The organism is Moorena producens 3L (assembly GCF_000211815.1).
GTDB lineage: Bacteria > Cyanobacteriota > Cyanobacteriia > Cyanobacteriales > Coleofasciculaceae > Moorena > Moorena producens.
This window is the reverse complement of the sequence record NZ_GL890816.1, coordinates 1-18,497: the sequence shown is the minus strand read 5'-3', so window position 1 is coordinate 18,497 and position 18,497 is coordinate 1. Positions and strand designations below refer to the sequence as shown.

The window sequence follows — 18,497 nt, the reverse complement described above, 5'->3', positions numbered from 1 at the left end:
CAAATCCATGGCTCAAACTAACGAGAGTACTAGGGTTTAAAAACATAATTGAAAGTGTTATGGGCAAAAATGGGATGCTCCCTGCATTTAGGGCATTGATGAGTTCGAGTGCTGAGTGATTTCTTCACTCGATGACCACAATTTGAACAATCTTGGGAGGTATAGTTAGGGGCAACAGCAATCACTGTCTTGTCCCAAACCTTGCCAAAATAATCTAACCATTGAGTGAATTGATACCACGAAGCATCAGAAATAGACTGAGCCAGATGATGATTCTTGACCATGTTTTGTATCTTTAGGTCTATGCCTCCTAGCGTCGGCAGGCTAGCGCCAACGTAGACAACCACATCATTAGAGTGGACTACGCACCGAGCGAGCTTCACCGCCCAGTCTTCGTTCTCTCGGATGCAAGCTCCGAGAGCTGCGAAGACTTCGTCTTTACGCTGTCTTTGAACCTTCAAATGTGCCTTACCGAGTCTAATTCTGGCTTTGTGGTAGTTGTTGGATTGAGGTTTCTTACCCTTAACAAACTTTCTGGACAACCGTCGCTGTAGTTTCTTAATTCGCTTCTGTGCTCTTCTTAAATACTTAGGATATATTGCACCATTGTCGTTTTGGTCTTTGTAGAAATACTTCAATCCCAAATCAATGCCTACAAAGTTCCCTGTATAGTTTCCCGCTTCTTTACGATTAACATCAAAACAGAATTGAGCATAATAACCATCAGCTCGTCTAACCACTCTCACCCGATTAATTTTTAGCCTAAATAAGTCCTCTCTGGTTTCATGATTACAGAATAGAGAGAACGTACCTGCTTGAAAACCATCGGTGAAATTAATCGTTAAACAATCCTCTGATAGCTTCCAGCCCGTAGTTTTATACTCAACTGTTCGCGCAGCGTCGGCAAAGCCGTTGCGAGAATGCTTTTTGAACTGAGGATAACCTTTCTTTTTGGATCCCTCTCTACAGCGACGATAGAAGCTAGAGATTGAATTCCAAGCCCTCTGTGCCGATGCCTGACGCGCCATTGAGTTCAACTTTTTGGCAAAAGGATATGCGCGTGCCAGTTCTTTACACAGCTCAGACAGACGAGCCTTATTTACATCCGGCTCGTCGCGCCATAATCTAACTGCTTTGTTTCTAATGAATTGAGCAGTTCTTATGGCTGAGTCTATTGCTTGGTATTGTGCCTTAGACCCGTTTAAAAGCTTGGCTTCTCTGACTATCATCAGCCTATTTTACAACAAACAAATGCGGATCACCAAAAGTTCTGGATTCTTTTTTTTGTGGGTCGCAATTCATGAGGGGCTGTGTGCGGAATTTAGTTCAGCACCTTGAAAGCCCCGTCCCAACACCAAACTAGCGTTATGGTGTGAGCCTTATTGCTCCATTTAGGTAAGTAAGCCTTACGACATTCTCACCGTAGCACGGGTCAAAACGGTTTAAGGGTTAGGGCTTGTTCGCGTAGCGTGGCCTTTTGGCCAAGGCCAAGGCCAAGGTTGTTCGCCCAAGGCGATTCGGTTTACGGTAGGTTAAAGGGTGAAGGGGTGAGAAGCTACTTTTCACCCCTTCAGGTCAACATCGACCGTGAGGGATCAATTACGAGTGGCACAGCGGCAAAAACAACGTATCTTCTATTTCTTTGCGCACCGTCAGACTCAGCTGACAATTACTATTGAGGCACTCTACTAGCAAGTGATTAGCACGACTATACTGCTCTAACCAATCTTGGGATGTCTTGCTCAAATCCCATTGGTGACCCATATTACGATGCTCAATCATCAAAGCCCTTAATTGTGATAACCATTCCGGACCATGACTTTGCCACCATTGTTGAATACTATCTCGGTCGTCATCATCTAGGTCAGGTAGCTGATTTTTAAGCTTCTCTAGATAGTCTCCTATAGACTCAATCCCAGTCAGGTGATTCAAGTCAAGGGCAAGGTAAAGAGCACTGAGTCGGTCGTAAACTAGTTCTGGTGTCATAGCTTGGGCAACAGCTAAAGCATGATCTAAAGCTAAATCTAGGGCAAGTTCACTACCCAACTCCCCTCCTAGTCTGTGATCAATAGCCAAAGCTAAGGCTTGATTCCGGGAAAGAGGATGGTTAGGAGGAAGGGCAAGGGTCATGTAAAAGGCACGCACTGCTGCTGGCTTGTAGGGAGTATCGATGTCGAGGGATTTGATCTCGATCCAGTTCAAGAACTTGCTCAAGGTATCATCTAAAGCCATAACGCCTGGTGTCTGTTTGACTGAGTCAAACACCATTTCTGCACAGACTAACCGATTAACCTGTTGCTTGATCAGCAACAATAGCTGATCAGCATCTGGCAACATTTGTGCTGTGAGTAAAAATACTTCCCGCCAACGTTTCTCCTGTAGGTGTTCGACTAGCTGTAACAAAGACATCCCATTGCCGATCACAATCGCTCTGGCGGTAAAATACTCTTGAAATGTCAGATGAGAGAATGAGTAAATTCGTCGTGCCCGCTCTACCAATAGTCCATGCTGCACCTCGATAGATTTGAGTACTGCTAAGCTATCTAATTCTAAAGCTGCCTGGTTGCTTTGAGTTGCTGGTAATTTCCGTAAATAATCAGCAATTAATTGTTGCAGCCGAATTTCTTCAAAGAAATACTCCCCTTGCTCAAAGGTGATAACTGCTAATTGAGAAAGTAATTCTAGCTTGTGGGGCAAGGATAAATTACGATAAATATCATCTCGCTTAACACCCCGGGCTTCATCCCAGCGAATCAGTAGTAAGTCTAGTCCTTGCTGGTAAAGATCAGAGCGTTTAACAGGAAAGTCAGCTTTGGTTTGAAACACCAGACAGGCTAGATTCAGCAAGACTGGTGTTGTTGCTAGTTCTCTAATTTGCTGATTTTCTGGCAGCTTCATCTGCTCGATAAACAGAGATGCTTTCTCCAAACCTGATTCTGGGTCATTCCTTGCTATCGCCACAAACCACTTTTTAGCAAAGTGTTGAATTTGTGCTGGTTTGAAGTCAGCAATCTCAACCTCAGTAAATCCCCGAAATCGATACTGTTGAGCTGCAATACGACATGTGATGATCAGCTGATTTTTGTAATACTTTTCTGAAATCTTGCGGATTTGTTGAATAACTTGATTACTGGCAGTTTCCGGGACTTCATCCAAGCCATCCATTAAGATCAAGCCTCTGCCATAGCTGAGGATAGTTTCAATATCTTGTTCTGAAATACCACAACTTTGGAACTCTTGATTAATGTAGTTAAATAGGCTGAAACTACATTCGATCATAGCATCCTCGGCAAAGTTTTTCAATCGAATCAAAATCGGAACCCGATCCGATTGAAAATTTCCTTGATTGCACTGAATAGCCAGATATTGCAAAAAGGTGGTTTTCCCAGAGCCAGGTTTACCTAGCACCATCATTTTAGGATAGCGTTCTACCGCTTGCACTCCTGGTATGCTTTCCCGGCGCACTTTGCCTATACCCAAGCGGTCAAATTCCTCCGGTGGGAAGCCTTGCAAATCCTCAATTTCCAACCATCGTTGACTAGTGATTTCTTCGAGAATATTCACATCTACGTAGATGTGATCTAAACTCACCGGTCGAGCAATATCTAATAGGCGCAGAGTGCCACACTGATTTTGAATTTTGTCATGGTAGTGCGATCGCACTTTGGTGACGATGGCATCAACTCTACTTTTGTCCTCAGCTGCTTTCTGTTCTGCATCTATCTGAGCATCTTCTGGTATAGCGACAATCTCTTCCATCTCCAAATCCAGATGAAAGCAGATTTCGCTAAAAACGCGGCGGTCAACGGGTTTACCGGCAAAAAACTTCCAAATCGGTTGGCGAGTTTCTATGCCGATTTCACCCGCAAAATATTCTTGTGTCCATCCCTTGCGTTCAAAAGCCTGTTTGGCTTTTCTGATGCCGTCTGGAGATGCCTGGAGAGATCGCTTTGCCATAGCTCAAGCTTAATTTACTGAAAAATCTTTCGACACTCACCTATAGATTTCCCGAAAAATAGGTCAAGAGCCACAACGAACGGATCACAATGGGAAATTTTTGATCAGAGGGGGTGATGGGGTGATGGGGTGATGGGGTGATGACGTGATCAGGTGATGGGGTCAGAAGTATATAGAAATCCTCAATCATTTGTGAAAAAGAACCCATGGTGAGATTCTTACTTCTCTTCCTCCACTTCCGGTCTCAGACCCCTCTCCCCCTCTTCTGGTGTTTCACAACTCAAATCGGATTGCTATAGCAGAAGTCAGAAGTCATTTGTCAGAAGTCATTTGTCAGAAGTCAAACTCTTGCGCTTCTTGATGCAATAGCGAGTGGGGGAAACCCCCAAGACCGTAATGGTGCGCTTTCCGTTGGCGAATTAAATTCGCCACGGGTCGCACCTCTGCATCGCTTACAAAGGGTGTGAGACTTTTGTCATGTCCTAACTGCCCTGGCGACTGCTATATATTTTATTCTATCCCACTCTCCCAGTCCGACCGTTGGTTGTTCTCGGACAAAAGATGATGTTAAACGTCAGGCAAGAAGATATCGATTTTGCCTGCAAGCCTTTTCCCTTTTCACCCTCTTCCATTTCTGGTGAGTGATTGGTATACATCAACTCAAACACAACAAAAACGCAATCGCAAACATCCAAACTTCATCCTTAAACTATAGCATCAATTCAGTAATTTTTCGTACACTTTAGGCGTTCGGTGAAGAGGACTGTGAACCATGAATAACCCTAGGATAACGACCGCCATTGATTACTGAATTGGGATCCTAGTAAGCCTTATTTCTATATCTCAATCAACTTAACTATACTTATGAACCATCGTTATTGGAGAACCTTTATCGAAGCAGCTGCTCTCACTACCTGCCTGATGTTTGTCAATGGGATTCCCCCAATGACTGAAAATTTTATCTCTGGAACCCTGATAAATAATAAGTTTTTCCAGAATTATAAGGATGGGGTTAAGGAAGTAGTCGCTCAACAATCTACTTACCCGTTGAATATTTCATCACTATCATTCTTAGGGAGCGTAGATAGTTTACCTGAAACCTTATGGCATGTCAAGTTTAACCAATTAACAGCATCAACGGTTAGCGGGGAATATTTCATTGATTCTGCCTTCAGCTTAGGAAGTTTTCAATGATGCTATTCATAGGTTTATTAGACTATAAATAGATAATCAGGAGTTAAAATGTTACAAGTGTGTCTACAGCAATCCTGGCCCCAGGATAAACCAATTAGCAAAATTATATTTCCAGCAATTTTACCAAGCAGCTTGGGAAATTTTGCCACCTTATGCTTGATGTTATCTCCAGAAGAAATTCAGTATTATCTATTCAGCAAGCCCCACAGTCAATTTGTCTTCATCAATTCGCCTCATCCGATGCTACTATGGGTTACTGTACTTCAGTCTAAAGCACAGGACTCTCGGTTACTCCCTTGTTATCTAGACTTGAAAACCTCGAAAGTTCAGACCATTACTCGTTGCTTAGCAGATAAAGGCTTCTATCGACTACTTTTGTTTTCCACTGAAGAACCACAACGCTGTAACCAGGTAATGACCGTAACGCTTAAACCCCAACAATGCCAAATGTTACAAGAGTCGGCTAATACTGGTCAAACCTCACAACCTATAGCTCAACCCATAGTCAGCAGACGCATACTAAAGCTCAAATTTGAACAACTAAAATCCCAACTGTTGAATAAATGGGATGCTCTGGACAGGTTTAATTACCCAACCCAGCCAGAACTTGCTCATTCCATTTCCTAGTTCCTAGCTTTTTATAACCTTAGGTAGTATTATATCATTGCTAGTATGATATAATTTACCGTTGAATACTTATCATTGTGGCCAGCTGGCTGATTAGTCATTAGTTATTCGGTACATATGACAAATAACAAACTAATTATCGAGATTTTCCTAATTGTTCACAATTGGCAAAAACTCCTTTCTCTGTGATGAATATTCCCAGGCAATTCCGTCTGGATCTTTACTTTGACTCCATTGTGAAAAGTCGGCATCAGATTTACGTTTACCAACTGTGCTGGCATGAACATTCAGTCGCTTGGCTAATTCGGCTTGGATCAGAGGTTGATAAACTTTCTTATCCTGCTTCTTTTTGACCCGGTTTTTTTGATCACCTGAAGCGTCAGCAGTCAAGGCAGCTAGTTTAGAGGCAACAGATTCTTGTGATCGTGGATTTTCTTGCAGTTTTGGGATGTCATTGCTAGAGAACTCATCTTGTTGGAGCTGTAGTTCCAAAGACGGGGTTGCTTGACTGGTGTTGGATTCACTCTCAGGCTCGAAGGAGGATTCACTTTCAGGGTCGAAGGAGGGTTCACTCTGATCAAAGATACTACCGAGAGCGCTAGCAGTCAGAAAGTAATAAACAGTGCCAATGTCATCATAGGTTTTACTCTGAGCTCCAAACTCCTCTGCCTTTTTGTCTAAATACTGTTTGGCTGCAGTTCCAGAAATATCCGCCTTGATCGACAAATCCATGGGTGTCAGACAGCCTTGGTTATCTTTAATCAGTTGATTGAAGAAGGGATTAACTTTCCGAGTCCACTTCTGCCATTGATATTGCTGCCAAAGCCTGATGATGATAATCAAGATTAGCATTGCCAGTACGATCGGCCATGCCTTTAGCAACAGAACCATCACCAATGCGAAGGGGATGATTAGAATGAGAATTCCAGTGGCACTGCTATCGATTACTTTTCCAGTCATCTGACTTTACGGGGTAGGGAAACCGCGTCTGTCTTGGTGCGCGTTCCCATGGCGAGGGAACCTCGCCGGGGTCGCACCGCTTTTTAAAGCGCGGAGGAACTACGAAACCAGCGGTTTTAACCGCCGTCAAAGAACCTCATCCCTCGCTCAAGTGCTTGGGAGGGGGTATAGTTAATAGTTTATTCGTTTACGAGGCATTGAGGGGCTATCCACTCAAGTCGGGACTGTGGATGATTAGTAATTGGTAAACATTTCTACTATTACCGATTACCGATTAGCCGTAAGAGTCACGACTTCTTGCTACTAGTCCTAGTCAACTCAGGTTAGTCAGGGCAAGACGTTTAAACATCGCCACCCTTGCCTTGGTTGCTAAGGTATCATCCAGTGGTTCTAAGGACACTGGTATATCATACTTTTGCTTGAGGGCAGTTTGGATCAGCCAATCAGCAAGAAAGGGGTTTTTCGGTAACAGCGGACCGTGGGAGTAGGTTGCGATCGCATTTCGATAAAATGCTCCTTCTGTGCCATCTTCCCCATTGTTACCATATCCTTTGACCACTTGAGCTAGGGGTTCGACATTACCTAAATAGGTACGACCACCGTGATTTTCAAAGCCAATCACTACTGGATTTTTCCCCAGCATAGCCTTTAAGTCTTGGGCTAGGGGTGATGCAGTAATCTCAAATACCACATTACCAATGCAACGGCGAGCATCTACGCCAGGATGCTTGCTGACCAAATCCAGCAACCCTAATCCCTGAATCCGCTTACCTAGAGCGGGTTCATAGTAGTTACCTAGCAATTGAGGTGAGCCACAGGTAAATACTCCCGGTACACCTGCTTCAATTTTTTCTTGTAGGGCATTGGCTTTGCTACCTTGTAAGTCTCGCATAACAATTTCTTGCTGTCTATCTTGAGCACCACCACCCATGAAGATATCCACTTTATAGAATTGCTCAGCAGGGGTTTGCTGATCCAGGGGGATTAGATTGACTCTAATGCCTCGCCACTGGGTTCGTTGTTGTAAGCAGATGACATTACCACGATCACCGTAGGTACTCATTAGGGTAGGGTAAAGCCAGCCTATAGTTAATTCTAGTTGTTCGGAATTCATCTTGGGTTGAAGGTGATTTGGTTGTTCGCCTTTGGTGTCCCTGGTTGGGTAGGTTGTTCCCGTAGCCTGGCCGAAAGGCCAAGGTGATTTGGTTGTTCGCAAAGCGTGACCGAAGGTCAAGGTTTTTATATGGACAAGTGACTTGCCATAATCAAGGCTGTTACAGGAATTTCTTTACAGCGCAAAACTTTGACAGCTATATAGTCCATTTATAATCTCTCATAGCAGTTATGGGAGAAGCTGATCCAAGCCTTTGGTTGGCACCATCGCATTCCAGATTAGGGAATGGTAGAGAGTTGGTCAAGTAATAGAAGTTGACAAAATTACCAAGACCTAGACCAAGCACTTGATCAGGATATTTCTATAACCTGATCACCCCATCATCTCATCATCTCATCACCCCTGAAGGCGCTACGGGAACCCTGCGCGAACAGTAGCGTTCCCGTAGCCCATTAGCTGATACGCGACACGCTGATAGCTGAATGCTTACCTTAACCGATGCTCTAGGGGACTACAATGAAACTTGTGGTTTGCTGCCTATGGATAAATCAATGCTGCAAGCAATCTCTGCTCTAACCCTAGGGTTCCAATTTACTTCTCCTGGGCCAATCATCGTTGAACTCGGACCCCTAACAATCCGCTGGTACGGACTATTGATTGCCTCAGCAGTGTTAATTGGAGTTAGCCTTTCCCAATACCTAGCCAAGAGTCGTAACGTTAACCCAGATTTGTTGGGCGACTTGGCTATCTGGCTGGTGATTTCTGCGATTCCTGGAGCCAGACTTTACTATGTCTTGTTTCAGTGGAAACAATACGCCCAGCGTCCAGACCAAATTATTGCGATTTGGAATGGTGGGATTGCCATTCATGGCGCTATCTTGGGTGGTATCTTAGCTGCAATAATTTTTGCCCGCCTCAATAAACTGTCTGTCTGGCTGTTAGTTGATCTAGTAGTTCCTTCCCTGATATTAGGTCAAGCCATCGGACGTTGGGGTAATTTCTTTAATTCCGAAGCCTTTGGGGCTCCCACGGATTTGCCTTGGAAATTGTATATTCCACTAGGACAGCGTCCCCTAAGCTTTAATAATTTTGACTATTTCCATCCGACTTTTCTGTATGAGTCTGTGTGGAACTTATTGGTCTTTGGGTTACTGATGACTCTGTTCTTTCGGGATTTACGCCGCAAACCCCATCTGAAGGTAGGGACGATGGCTCTAGTTTATATGGTCGCCTATAGTACTGGTCGCTTCTGGATTGAGGCATTGCGGATGGATAGTCTGATGCTCGGTCCATTACGCATTGCTCAAGTGGTCAGTTTAGTTGCGATCGCATTGGGAGTTGCTGGTTTAGGGTGGCTGTATTGGATCGGTCGGTCTTTGCCAGATGTTGTTCCAGTCGATAATCAGCAGTGGGATACGGTATCTAAATAAAAAAAGCCCCAGAGTTTATCTCTAGGACTTTACCAGGGTGCATCTACCACTTTCTTTTTACTGGGTAGATCAGGTTAATCCGGATAATTTGGGAATATAGCAATCTGTTATTAGTTGTGATAGTTGGAAGATGGGGCAACGGATCGTTCAAGGGGATGTAACCGATAGGTGAGTGTCTGGTAGTTGACCCAAGATACTTGCAGGTAAAGGGTAAAGGGTAAAGGGTAAAAGGTCGGGATTAATCACAAATACCAATTCCCCTTTACCAAATACCAATTACTCAACCTTGACAATATTAATGTTCTCGTAAATTATAGGAAACCTCAAATTCCAGAAGTTTCTCCAACTTTTCTAGCTTCTTCAAGCCAGCTATCAAACAACTTTTGATTCTTTTTAATCCATTCTTGGCTATGGCGACGGATATCTGCTGGGCTATCTTCCCCCTTTTTGGCCCGTAAGCTTTCAGCATTAAGCTCCTCAATCGGCATCTTAAATCGCTCAAACAAGTCTCTGGCTGCTGGGTTAGTTGCTAGGAATTTTTTGTTTGCCACAAAGCGGATCTGATCCACCGCGAATCCGAGATTTTTACCATCGATTGAAGTATGTTTTTCTGTCAACCCTTTCTGGGCTTCTGGTAGATTGGTTTGGGCAACTTCTAGCCAAACCACATCCTCACCTGGTTTTAATACCGTAGCCAGCCACAGAGGAGTCCAAGTGTAGTATAGGACTGGTTTTCCTTGTTTGTAGCGAGCAATGCTATTCGCAATTAGGACGCTATATTCTCCTTGGTCGTGTTCGACAGTATCCCTGAGCCCATAAGCATCTAAGTGATGCTCAATAACTAACTCACATCCCCAACCGGGAATACAACCGGCTAAATTTGCCTTACCATCTCCATCGGAGTCAAAGAGTTTGGCAATTTTAGGGTCTTTGAGTTGCTCTAAATTGGTGATCTTGTATTTTTCAGCAGTTTTTTTATCAATCTGATACCCTTGCAACAGATCAGAAACAATAACCCCAACTCGCTCTAATTTCTTGTCGCCACCATTTTTTTCAAAGAATTCTGTGTGCAACTTTTCCCAGTGGTTAGCGGTAAAATCGAGGTCGTTATTACCCAAAGCGATGTGGCTGGTAGTTGGCTGGAGTTGTTTGGGTTTTTCAATCTCGTAACCGAGCTTTTCCAGAGCCGTGTTAACGATGTGTGTCATGAATTGTGAATCGGCTAGATAACCATAGGTAGAGCGTACTTTCACCCCTTTCCCAGGTAGGGCTATTTCTGATGAGGTTAATTCGGTTGTAGCTTGGGGAATTTGTTGCGAGCTGATGAAACCCACAAGCAATGCCACTAAAACCATTGCAGCAACAGTAGTAGTCCCAGTCCGTGGTTTACTGGTTAACCTCAAACGCACAAAACCAATGGGTCCTCGCTCTAGCCAAGGGATTTGGTTGTTGCCTTGACTCACCACTTGAGTGATCCGGTCGAGCATCACCGCAATCAGAACGATGCTTAATCCTCCCACAGCAGCCAGTCCGACATTCACCCGACCGAGACCTTGTAAGACCATCTGTCCCAATCCCCCGACACCAATCATAGAAGTCACTACCGACATCGATAGTGCTAATAGGATCGCTTGGTTGACTCCAGCTAGGATAGTTGGCATTGCTAGGGGAATTTGCACTTCCCAAAGCATTTGTCTTGGGGTTGAGCCAAATGCGATCGCAGCTTCGACAACTTCTGTAGATACTTGTCGGATGCCTAGGTTGGTCAGGCGAATCAAGGGGGGAACAGCAAAGACTAAAGTAGCGATTACTCCAGGGACTGCACCAATGCCAAACAGCATTACCACTGGGACAAGATAGACGAATGACGGGAGGGTTTGCATGGCATCAAGCAGGGGTCGCAGGAATTTCTCGACGCGATCGCTACTAGCACAGGCAATGCCAAGGGAAATGCCAATGAGCACGCAAAAGACTACGGCTGTTACCACTAGCGCCAGGGTAGTCATTGCTTGTTCCCAAGCTCCAAAAAAACCAATCAAGGTCAAGGCAAAAAGGCTATAAATAGCAATTTTTCCCCCAGCAATTTGCCATACTATCAAAGCCAGAATAATCAGAAAAATTAGGGGAGGAATGGATAGGAACAGCGATTGTATCCCTTCCAGAGTCCAGGTAATGGGCAAGCTAATTGCTTGAAAAAAGGGACGGAAGTTGTCAACTAGGAAATTAACTACTGCGGTAATCCACTCGTCAAGGGGTAAGGTATAAAGCTCAAAGGGATTCAAGATAATATCTAGACCGACTTGGCTTGTTGCGATATTATTAAGGGATAGAATTAAATAATTGAACACAATACTATTCAAAGCAACACTCTTCTAGTATAGATTGTCAATTTATCTAGATATTTCGTTTTTAAGCATTCAGCTATCAGCTATCAGCTAAAGGCCAAAGGCCACGCTACTTGAGGTGCTATCAGCTGTTGTCTTGGACAAGCTTTTGAGGTTTGCCAATACTAGCGATAAGATCAGACTGTTCGACCATTCCTTTGAATGTACCGTCAGTATCGACTACAGCAACAGGAAGTCCGTCTCGGTAGAGGTGAAATATATCTTCTAGGTGGGTTGAAGGGTTGACTGTGGGGAAGTCCGTTTCCATCACTTCAGTAATGTCTTCGCTTCCTTTTTGGAGGACTGCTTCGAGCCATTGTTTCTTGACAATTCCAACAGGTTTGCTGTGTTCATCGACAACATAGATTTGTTGGAGGTGATGGTCTATCATTTGTTCCAGTCCAGCTCTAGCAGAGTTTTCTTTAAGAACTAAGGCAGGGGTTTGACGAGCAATTGACCCAGTTTTTAGGACTTGGGCGCGGTTAACATCTTGGATGAATGCACGGATGTAGTCGTCAGCTGGTTGGTTAATCAGTTCTTCTGGTGTGCCAATTTGGACAATATAACCGTCTTTCATCACCGCTATGTGATCGCCCATCTTGAGGGCTTCTTGAATATCATGGCTGATAAATACAATGGTTTTGTGCAGTTCTGTCTGAAGTCGCAGTAATTCATCCTGCATGTCCCGCCGAATCAGGGGGTCGAGGGCGCTGAATGCCTCATCCATAAGTAAAATCTCGGCATCTGTGGCTAAGGCGCGGGCTAAACCCACCCGTTGACGCATCCCACCACTCAGAGAAGAAGGTAAATAATCGGCCCATTGGGATAAACCTACCACTTCTAAGGTTTCCAGAGCTTTTTTGCGGCGTTTGGCTTGATCTATCCCCCGAACCTTGAGACCATACCCGACATTTTCTGCAACTGTTTTGTGGGGAAATAATCCAAATCGCTGAAACACCATTGATACCTTGCTCTGGCGAATCTCTCGCATCCGCTTCTCATCAACATGGGCAATGTCTTCATCATCGATATAGATATTGCCGCTGGTGGGATTAATTAAGCGGTTAATACAGCGAGCTAGGGTGGATTTCCCGGAACCGGATAACCCCATTACCACGAACAATTCTCCTTTATTAACGGTCAGAGAGACATCGGCAATGCCTAAGACTTGACCGGTTTTTTCTAAGATAGAATCCCTACTCCCACCTTGGCGAAACAGTTTGAGGGCAGCTTGGGGTTTCTCTCCATAAATTTTAATCAGATGTTCAATACGAATTTTGGGGTTTGAATTAATAGTAGTCATTAGTTATTTTGGAAAAGGGTAAAAAGATAAAATTATAAAAGGTGATTCGGAAAAACCCCTAGTTTATAACAGTTACTCAGTCTGCTTTGCACTGATGCACTCAGCACTTTTTATGGCCATTCACCTTAAATTTAATCTGGGTCAATCCCTGCCTGTCGCAGTCGTTCTGCTAATTTTTCAGCTCGTTGTTCAGCTACTTCAGCTCGTTGCTCAGCTGCTTCTTCTGGTAAGGGAACTAGATTCCCATCCCGGTCATAAAAGCGCAGCCATACTGCTGAGGTTTCCTCAATGGTTCCAGACCATTGTCCCAACCACAAGCCTAAGGGCTGACACCATAGCCACCCTTGTTCATTTGGGGTTAGCTCCTGGTAGCCATTGTCTATATCTAAATACCATCCTTGCAATGAATCTGGGTCAAAGGGTTGGTAGACAAAATAATTTGGAGTGCGGAAGGTCTGGCAGTAGATGCTCTTCTTTTTACCTGTATCAACTTGCTTTGTGGAGGGGGACATCAGCTCGATGATCACATCTGGGTAGCGACCCTGTTCTTCCCATACTACCCAGCCAAGACGTTCTCGGCTACCGTCTACATTCAAGACTACAAAGAAATCTGGCCCGCGAAAGTCCTGGTTTCGTGCTTGTTCACTACTGAAGTAAACAAACATATTGCCCCCAACAAAGTAATCGTCTCGGTCAGCTAAAGCAACGCGCAGTGAACGGATGAGGGCGTTCATGGCTATGCGGTGGCGGTCACTCTCCAAAGGTTCTCCATCATCAAAGATTAAATCCGTTGGTGGCATGGGGGGCTCCCAATCCATACTATCGGTTGCAGTTGGCGATACTGCTTCGGTCTTGGTTATGCTGTTGACACTCCCCGTCCTACAAGGACGAGGATTCTTTCTTCCCAGGGATTCCAATGAACTTGCCCTCAGAAAGCATCTTGACCGTGTGCCCCACGGCTGCAAGTCCGCGTATAGCGATTATTTGAGCAGCTGCCACATCTCTGTCGGTTGTGTAGCCACAATGTTCGCAATGATGTATGCGCTCAGCTAAGGTCTTTTTGCCAGTTTCAGTTAAACAATTGGGACAAATTTGGCTAGTCTTTTTAGAATCTACTTTTTGAAAATAGACACCACGATGGGCGCAACACTGCTCTAATATCTTAAAAAACTGTCCCCATCCCGCATCTAGACAGTGCTTTCCTAGCATTCCCTTAGCCAATCCTTTGAGATTTAGATCTTCAACAAAGATCATCCCAGCCCAATCGCAAAGATTATGAGCTAATTTCCAGTAATAATTTTTTCTAATGTTAACGATTCGTTCGTGTAGCTTGCTGACTTTTGCTTGTGCCTTACAACGGTTGCTACTTCCTTTACGCTTTCTGCTTACCCTCTTTTGCAGCAATTTAAGCTTGCGTTCGAGACCCTTGAAAGGACGTGGATTAGGAAATAACCTCCCGTTACTAACAGCAGCAAAATGTGAAATTCCCACATCAATGCCCAAGGGTTCCCCATGAGGCATAATCTGAGGAACATCAACATCCCATTGCAAAGTCAACATCACATACCAGCCAGTAGCACGTCTGACCACTCTGGCTTGTTTAACTACAGCATCAGAAGGTATTTCCCGTGATTGCCGCATCTTTACCCAGCCAATTTTGGGCAATTTAATTTTTCCAGATTCAACTGGTTTGACTCCTAGTTGTGGAAAAACAAAAGATCGCATTTGTCCCTGCTTCTTAAAGCGAGGAAAGCCATGACCTTGTTCCCACATACTAACAAAAGCTTTTTCTAGCCTTTTGAGCGTTTGTTGTAAGACATGAACTTGAACAGCTCTAAGCTCTTCAATAGCTTTTCTGGCAGCGGTTAACCCACGGCATTGACTGGCATAAGTAGGACGGGTTTGCTCTGCTGGAATGATGTATTCACTACGAACAGAGCAAGCATTAACCTGACAACTACGAGATTTATACCAATCCTTCCTTTCTGCTAGTGCATAGTTATAGACTTTGCGACACTGTTCAAGCCAGTTTTCAAACAAAGATACTTGCTTAGCGGTAGGTTTTAATTTGAACTCGTAGGTTAGATTGAACACTTTACTTGCCTCCTTAATTCAAGGATATCACATTCTTGAATTAACGCCCATCCTTAATTCAAACATAAAATCTTTTTAAAGCCGCCCTAAAAGGGCGGGGCTTGAAACCCAATATTTTTGGTCATTTTGTCAACTTCTATGGCTTGCTCCAACACCATGATAGTCCAAGATAGTTTGATGGCTGGCTCATGGGTTCGCGTAGCGGCTCGTACCGAGCATCGCGTAGCGTGACCGTAGGTAAATCCCATTTACTATGATGCTCTAATCATTGTCAGTGCTAGGGTTTTGAGCATAAACCATTAACCCTCAAGCTTTGTCATCGAATAATAATCAACCAATGCTCTAGAAATTAAACTGGGTTCGGAGCAGTCCAACCCCAATGGTGTCATTTTCATCATTGTGTTCTGGATCGATAATCACCAAAACACCAGGAGTGATAAAGATTCTATCAGTCAGTGGGTAGCGATAAGACAGTTCAAGATGGTATGATACATCGCGATCGCGACGACCAGCAACATCATTACTAGCTAGTCTTGGAGGCATGCCAACAATGAGATTCAACTGGCTGCCTAGTTTTCCGATGTCTGGGAAAGCGGCGGTAACTGCCCAGCTCCAAATATCTGCTTCTGATCCGCTTGACACATCGAAACCATTGTTATTGTTAATGCTTGAGGATTCTGCGATCGCATTGCTATAACCAAGCCAACCGCCTAGGGTAAAGCGATCGCTAAATCGATAGCTAGTCGATACACCTAAGCTATTTGATGAGGTTGCTGTATTTGAGCCAAAGGGAGATTGAGCGAATTGGCTACCGAGAAACGATGCAGTATTGGCTGTTTGAGGAGAGTAGTACCGGACATAGGTCAAGGCCATACCAAAACGATCAGAGGGAGTAAGGGTCACCTGAGCCAAAGCACCAAAGGCACCATTGAACAGTCCAAAGTCTGAATTAGAGGCAGAACCAGTGTAATAGGCTGCTCCAGTAGCAATCAGGTCATTGAATTGATAGTAGATTCCAGCACCAGCACCAAAACCCAAGTCGTAGATGTAATTATTGAATCCAAAACTGGAAATGGAAAATGCTGGATTGAGGGCGGGAATCAAAGCAGTTGCTCCCTGACCTGCTGCTGCTATAGATACCAGACCTTTATTACCTAGGGGAAACCGATAGAACAGCTGGTTTAATTTAACATCATTGCCGGTATTAGTGGCAAAACCAAACTTGGTCATGGCTGTACCGGTGAAACCAGTGCTAAAATTACTGGTATTCCCTGCCCGAAGTCTAGTGCGCAAAAGGTCTCGACCGGTGAAACTGGTGTCGAAGTTGAGAATTGCCCGGCCTCCCAACAGAGTATTAGTATCATCAAAATCTTCTGTTGGGCTTTGACCAGAAGGAACTGCTTTTTTCCCGCCAAAGCCAGTAGCTAGAGCAATATCTACACTCCCACGCAATATAGTAGTAGTCGAGAACTGATGGTCTTCTAGGAAAGTCACTCGCCCTTCCAAGTTATCGACCCGAGCCTGTACAGTAGCTAATTCACCACTGAACTCTTCTTGTAGCCTTTGCATTGCTGCTAAATCAGCTTCGGTTACCAAGTTGGCTGTTTTACCAATAATCATGGCATTCACCCGATTTAGGCAAAAATTCAAGCCAAAAGCAAACTCGTAGCGAGTCAGGGCACGGTTACCGCGATAGGTGTCATCCTCGTAACCAGTCAGGCATCTATAGCGCTTCAACAAAGACTGTAGTGCTTCGTAAGCCCAATCCGTAGGTTGGACATCAGACAGTTCATAAACTGGTGTTACCCGCTCCATTGGTCCATTACTCAACGGGTCTGTCACACCTAAGTTTTGGGATATATCTAAACTATTATCTGGACTATTATCTAGACTATTGGAGTTAGTCTGGGTAGATGGCATGTCTAATAGTTTAGAAATCGGTGCTACCTGACCCATAGACGGATTACTCACAGTGTCTGCCATCTCTAGGTCTGGCGGTGACTCCAGACTAGTCAAGCTAGCTGTCGATATCCCATAATTAGGAATAGACGTAGTAGTCTTAAACTCCAGTTCATCGTGGAATTGGTCGGTTAACTGAGGAGTTTTTGGGGGAGTTTTTAAGTACTCTCGCGCTATATATTTCGGTCTGGGATTAAGATCTGACCTATCTGGTGATGGTTTAGGGTCTATGGCAGTCAAGGTTTCTGGTTCGCTATCAGCCATAGCGGGGGTAATGGTTACCAAATGGACACCAAGTACTATCGGTGTCAGTGGTAATCCACCGCAAAATTTTTTCACAACTCTCCTCACACAACAAAAATAAAAGGTATAGCGCTACGCGCAATGGCATTGGCAAGAGGCAAAAGGCAAAAGTTAACTACAAGAGCTTTTCAGCTTTTATCTATGTCAAACACCTTAATGCGTAGTGCTATAAAAGCTCGAAGGCTATACCACACCGATAACAGCGATACACCGATACCAAAGTACTTTTGACTTTTGTCCTTCTATGGAACAACCCTGATGTTGTTATTCACAGCTTCGATGGCTCGATTAGCAACATCTTCGGGTATCCGAGTGTACTGTAGATCTTCGTTCAAGTCTTGACCCTCAGTCAGAATCCAATTTATCAGGTCTTTAACCCCTTGGGCTAGTTCTGGTTTAGGATACTTTTCGTAGAGAAACAGCCAAGTTATACCTACAATTGGATAACCCTGTTCTGGGTCATCTATATTTTCGATGGTGAAGTCCTCATTGAACTGCACATTGCCTAGGGCTTTATTGGCTTGATCAACGGTAGGCTTGACGTAGCGACCAGCTCGGTTTTCCAGCCTGGCCATCGGTAGGTTAAGCTGTTTAGCATAACTCGCCGGTACATAGCCAATGGCACCGTCAATTCGCCTAACTTCGCTAGCTACTGCTGCATTTCCCGGAACACTAGAGAAGACCTTAAAGCCCCAATTAGGTCTTTTACTTGCTCGGATTCTGCCATTAGTAATTTCGTTCAAATATTTAGTAAAAATAAAGCTAGTGCCGCTACTGCCTGAGTGGACAACTACTTGGATTTTCCGGTTTGGCAGGCGGGAGTTAACCTGCTTCCAATTAGAAATCTGACCTGAAAAAATTTTACCGAGAGTGTCTCGGGATAGCTTAACATCGGTGGTTATTCCTTGAAGATTATAAACGACAGCCAAAGACCCCCCAGCCGTTGGTACCATCAACAAACCCCGTTTCATGGAGTTTCTCTCTACAGGAGTTGGAATCACATTGCTCGCTCCGAAGTCAACGGACTGATTCAGAAATCGTCTAATCCCACCACCACTGCCAATGGCACTGTATTTGAACTTTACATCTGTTTGTTCTTTTTGTTTTTCTTCTTGGTATTCTCTAAAGTAACGGCGAGTAAAGGGGTTCAGGAAATGTAGCTCCGCGCCAGT

General features: G+C 44.3%; 15 protein-coding genes. 3 read left to right on the top strand and 12 right to left on the bottom strand.

Features of this window, described 5'->3' with window-relative positions:
- Positions 1 to 29 precede the first annotated feature (29 nt).
- The 3 genes from LYNGBM3L_RS00400 to LYNGBM3L_RS42535 all read right to left on the bottom strand — a co-directional run bounded on the left by LYNGBM3L_RS00400 (position 30) and on the right by LYNGBM3L_RS42535 (position 4,165).
- Complete coding sequence (locus LYNGBM3L_RS00400; protein ID WP_008177671.1) at positions 30 to 1,229, bottom strand: RNA-guided endonuclease InsQ/TnpB family protein; 1,200 nt, start codon at positions 1,227 to 1,229, stop codon at positions 30 to 32.
- Between the two features lie 370 nt (positions 1,230 to 1,599).
- The gene (locus tag LYNGBM3L_RS00395; protein WP_008177669.1) at positions 1,600 to 3,957 is read right to left on the bottom strand and encodes an NACHT domain-containing protein; all 2,358 of its coding nucleotides are present in this window, start codon (positions 3,955 to 3,957) and stop codon (positions 1,600 to 1,602) included.
- 40 nt (positions 3,958 to 3,997) lie between these two features.
- Positions 3,998 to 4,165 carry a hypothetical protein gene (locus LYNGBM3L_RS42535; protein ID WP_154659631.1) on the bottom strand — a complete coding sequence of 56 codons (168 nt, stop codon included), beginning with the start codon at positions 4,163 to 4,165 and terminating at the stop codon, positions 3,998 to 4,000.
- Positions 4,166 to 4,821: 656 nt separating this feature from the next.
- On the opposite strand from LYNGBM3L_RS42535, the gene LYNGBM3L_RS00390 reads away from it, so the two are divergent.
- Both LYNGBM3L_RS00390 and LYNGBM3L_RS00385 read left to right on the top strand, forming a co-directional pair.
- Positions 4,822 to 5,151 carry a hypothetical protein gene (locus tag LYNGBM3L_RS00390; RefSeq protein ID WP_008177667.1) on the top strand — a complete coding sequence of 110 codons (330 nt, stop codon included), beginning with the start codon at positions 4,822 to 4,824 and terminating at the stop codon, positions 5,149 to 5,151.
- Positions 5,152 to 5,199: 48 nt separating this feature from the next.
- Entirely contained in the window at positions 5,200 to 5,778 is a 579-nt protein-coding gene (locus LYNGBM3L_RS00385; protein ID WP_008177665.1) for a hypothetical protein, read from the top strand.
- Between the two features lie 150 nt (positions 5,779 to 5,928).
- On the opposite strand, the gene LYNGBM3L_RS00380 is transcribed toward LYNGBM3L_RS00385, so the two are convergent.
- A complete protein-coding gene (locus LYNGBM3L_RS00380) occupies positions 5,929 to 6,738 on the bottom strand; it encodes a hypothetical protein (RefSeq protein WP_008177664.1) in 810 nt (269 codons plus the stop codon).
- A gap of 313 nt (positions 6,739 to 7,051) precedes the next feature.
- Positions 7,052 to 7,852, bottom strand: coding sequence for a type 1 glutamine amidotransferase (locus LYNGBM3L_RS00375; protein WP_044491798.1), 801 nt, complete (start codon positions 7,850 to 7,852; stop codon positions 7,052 to 7,054).
- 551 nt (positions 7,853 to 8,403) lie between these two features.
- Between LYNGBM3L_RS00375 and lgt the strand changes: the two genes are divergently transcribed.
- Positions 8,404 to 9,282, top strand: a complete 879-nt coding sequence (gene lgt, locus LYNGBM3L_RS00370; RefSeq protein WP_044491795.1) for a prolipoprotein diacylglyceryl transferase — start codon at positions 8,404 to 8,406, stop codon at positions 9,280 to 9,282.
- A gap of 323 nt (positions 9,283 to 9,605) precedes the next feature.
- Here lgt and proX read toward each other — a convergent pair whose 3' ends face one another.
- From proX to pstS, 7 genes are all read right to left on the bottom strand, one after another.
- A complete protein-coding gene (gene proX, locus LYNGBM3L_RS00365; RefSeq protein WP_008177660.1) occupies positions 9,606 to 11,642 on the bottom strand; it encodes a glycine betaine/L-proline ABC transporter substrate-binding protein ProX in 2,037 nt (678 codons plus the stop codon).
- Positions 11,643 to 11,751: 109 nt separating this feature from the next.
- Positions 11,752 to 12,969 (bottom strand): quaternary amine ABC transporter ATP-binding protein, encoded by a 1,218-nt coding sequence (locus LYNGBM3L_RS00360; RefSeq protein WP_008177659.1) that lies wholly within the window; start codon positions 12,967 to 12,969, stop codon positions 11,752 to 11,754.
- Positions 12,970 to 13,100: 131 nt separating this feature from the next.
- Complete coding sequence (locus LYNGBM3L_RS00355) at positions 13,101 to 13,787, bottom strand: Uma2 family endonuclease (RefSeq protein ID WP_008177658.1); 687 nt, start codon at positions 13,785 to 13,787, stop codon at positions 13,101 to 13,103.
- A gap of 61 nt (positions 13,788 to 13,848) precedes the next feature.
- Positions 13,849 to 15,063: an RNA-guided endonuclease InsQ/TnpB family protein gene (locus LYNGBM3L_RS00350; RefSeq protein WP_008177657.1), complete on the bottom strand. Its 1,215-nt coding sequence runs from the start codon at positions 15,061 to 15,063 to the stop codon at positions 13,849 to 13,851.
- An 86-nt stretch (positions 15,064 to 15,149) separates the two neighbouring features.
- On the bottom strand, positions 15,150 to 15,311 hold the full coding sequence (locus LYNGBM3L_RS42530) for a hypothetical protein (RefSeq protein ID WP_008177656.1): 162 nt from the start codon (positions 15,309 to 15,311) through the stop codon (positions 15,150 to 15,152).
- A 94-nt stretch (positions 15,312 to 15,405) separates the two neighbouring features.
- The gene (locus LYNGBM3L_RS00345; RefSeq protein ID WP_044491786.1) at positions 15,406 to 17,361 is read right to left on the bottom strand and encodes an iron uptake porin; all 1,956 of its coding nucleotides are present in this window, start codon (positions 17,359 to 17,361) and stop codon (positions 15,406 to 15,408) included.
- Positions 17,362 to 17,567: 206 nt separating this feature from the next.
- Positions 17,568 to 18,497 (bottom strand): phosphate ABC transporter substrate-binding protein PstS (pstS, locus tag LYNGBM3L_RS00340; protein WP_008177653.1); only part of this gene is annotated, 930 nt, incomplete at its 5' end.

Bases quoted from the DNA above. Each gene is read 5' to 3' on its own strand.
- LYNGBM3L_RS00400 (WP_008177671.1), bottom strand. From the start codon at position 1,229: ATGATAGTCAGAGAAGCCAAGCTTTTAAACGGGTCTAAGGCACAATAC.
- LYNGBM3L_RS00395 (WP_008177669.1), bottom strand. From the start codon at position 3,957: ATGGCAAAGCGATCTCTCCAGGCATCTCCAGACGGCATCAGAAAAGCC.
- LYNGBM3L_RS42535 (WP_154659631.1), bottom strand. From the start codon at position 4,165: ATGGGTTCTTTTTCACAAATGATTGAGGATTTCTATATACTTCTGACC.
- LYNGBM3L_RS00390 (WP_008177667.1), top strand. From the start codon at position 4,822: ATGAACCATCGTTATTGGAGAACCTTTATCGAAGCAGCTGCTCTCACT.
- LYNGBM3L_RS00385 (WP_008177665.1), top strand. From the start codon at position 5,200: ATGTTACAAGTGTGTCTACAGCAATCCTGGCCCCAGGATAAACCAATT.
- LYNGBM3L_RS00380 (WP_008177664.1), bottom strand. From the start codon at position 6,738: ATGACTGGAAAAGTAATCGATAGCAGTGCCACTGGAATTCTCATTCTA.
- LYNGBM3L_RS00375 (WP_044491798.1), bottom strand. From the start codon at position 7,852: ATGAATTCCGAACAACTAGAATTAACTATAGGCTGGCTTTACCCTACC.
- lgt (WP_044491795.1), top strand. From the start codon at position 8,404: ATGCTGCAAGCAATCTCTGCTCTAACCCTAGGGTTCCAATTTACTTCT.
- LYNGBM3L_RS00360 (WP_008177659.1), bottom strand. From the start codon at position 12,969: ATGACTACTATTAATTCAAACCCCAAAATTCGTATTGAACATCTGATT.
- LYNGBM3L_RS00355 (WP_008177658.1), bottom strand. From the start codon at position 13,787: ATGGATTGGGAGCCCCCCATGCCACCAACGGATTTAATCTTTGATGAT.
- LYNGBM3L_RS42530 (WP_008177656.1), bottom strand. From the start codon at position 15,311: ATGGGATTTACCTACGGTCACGCTACGCGATGCTCGGTACGAGCCGCT.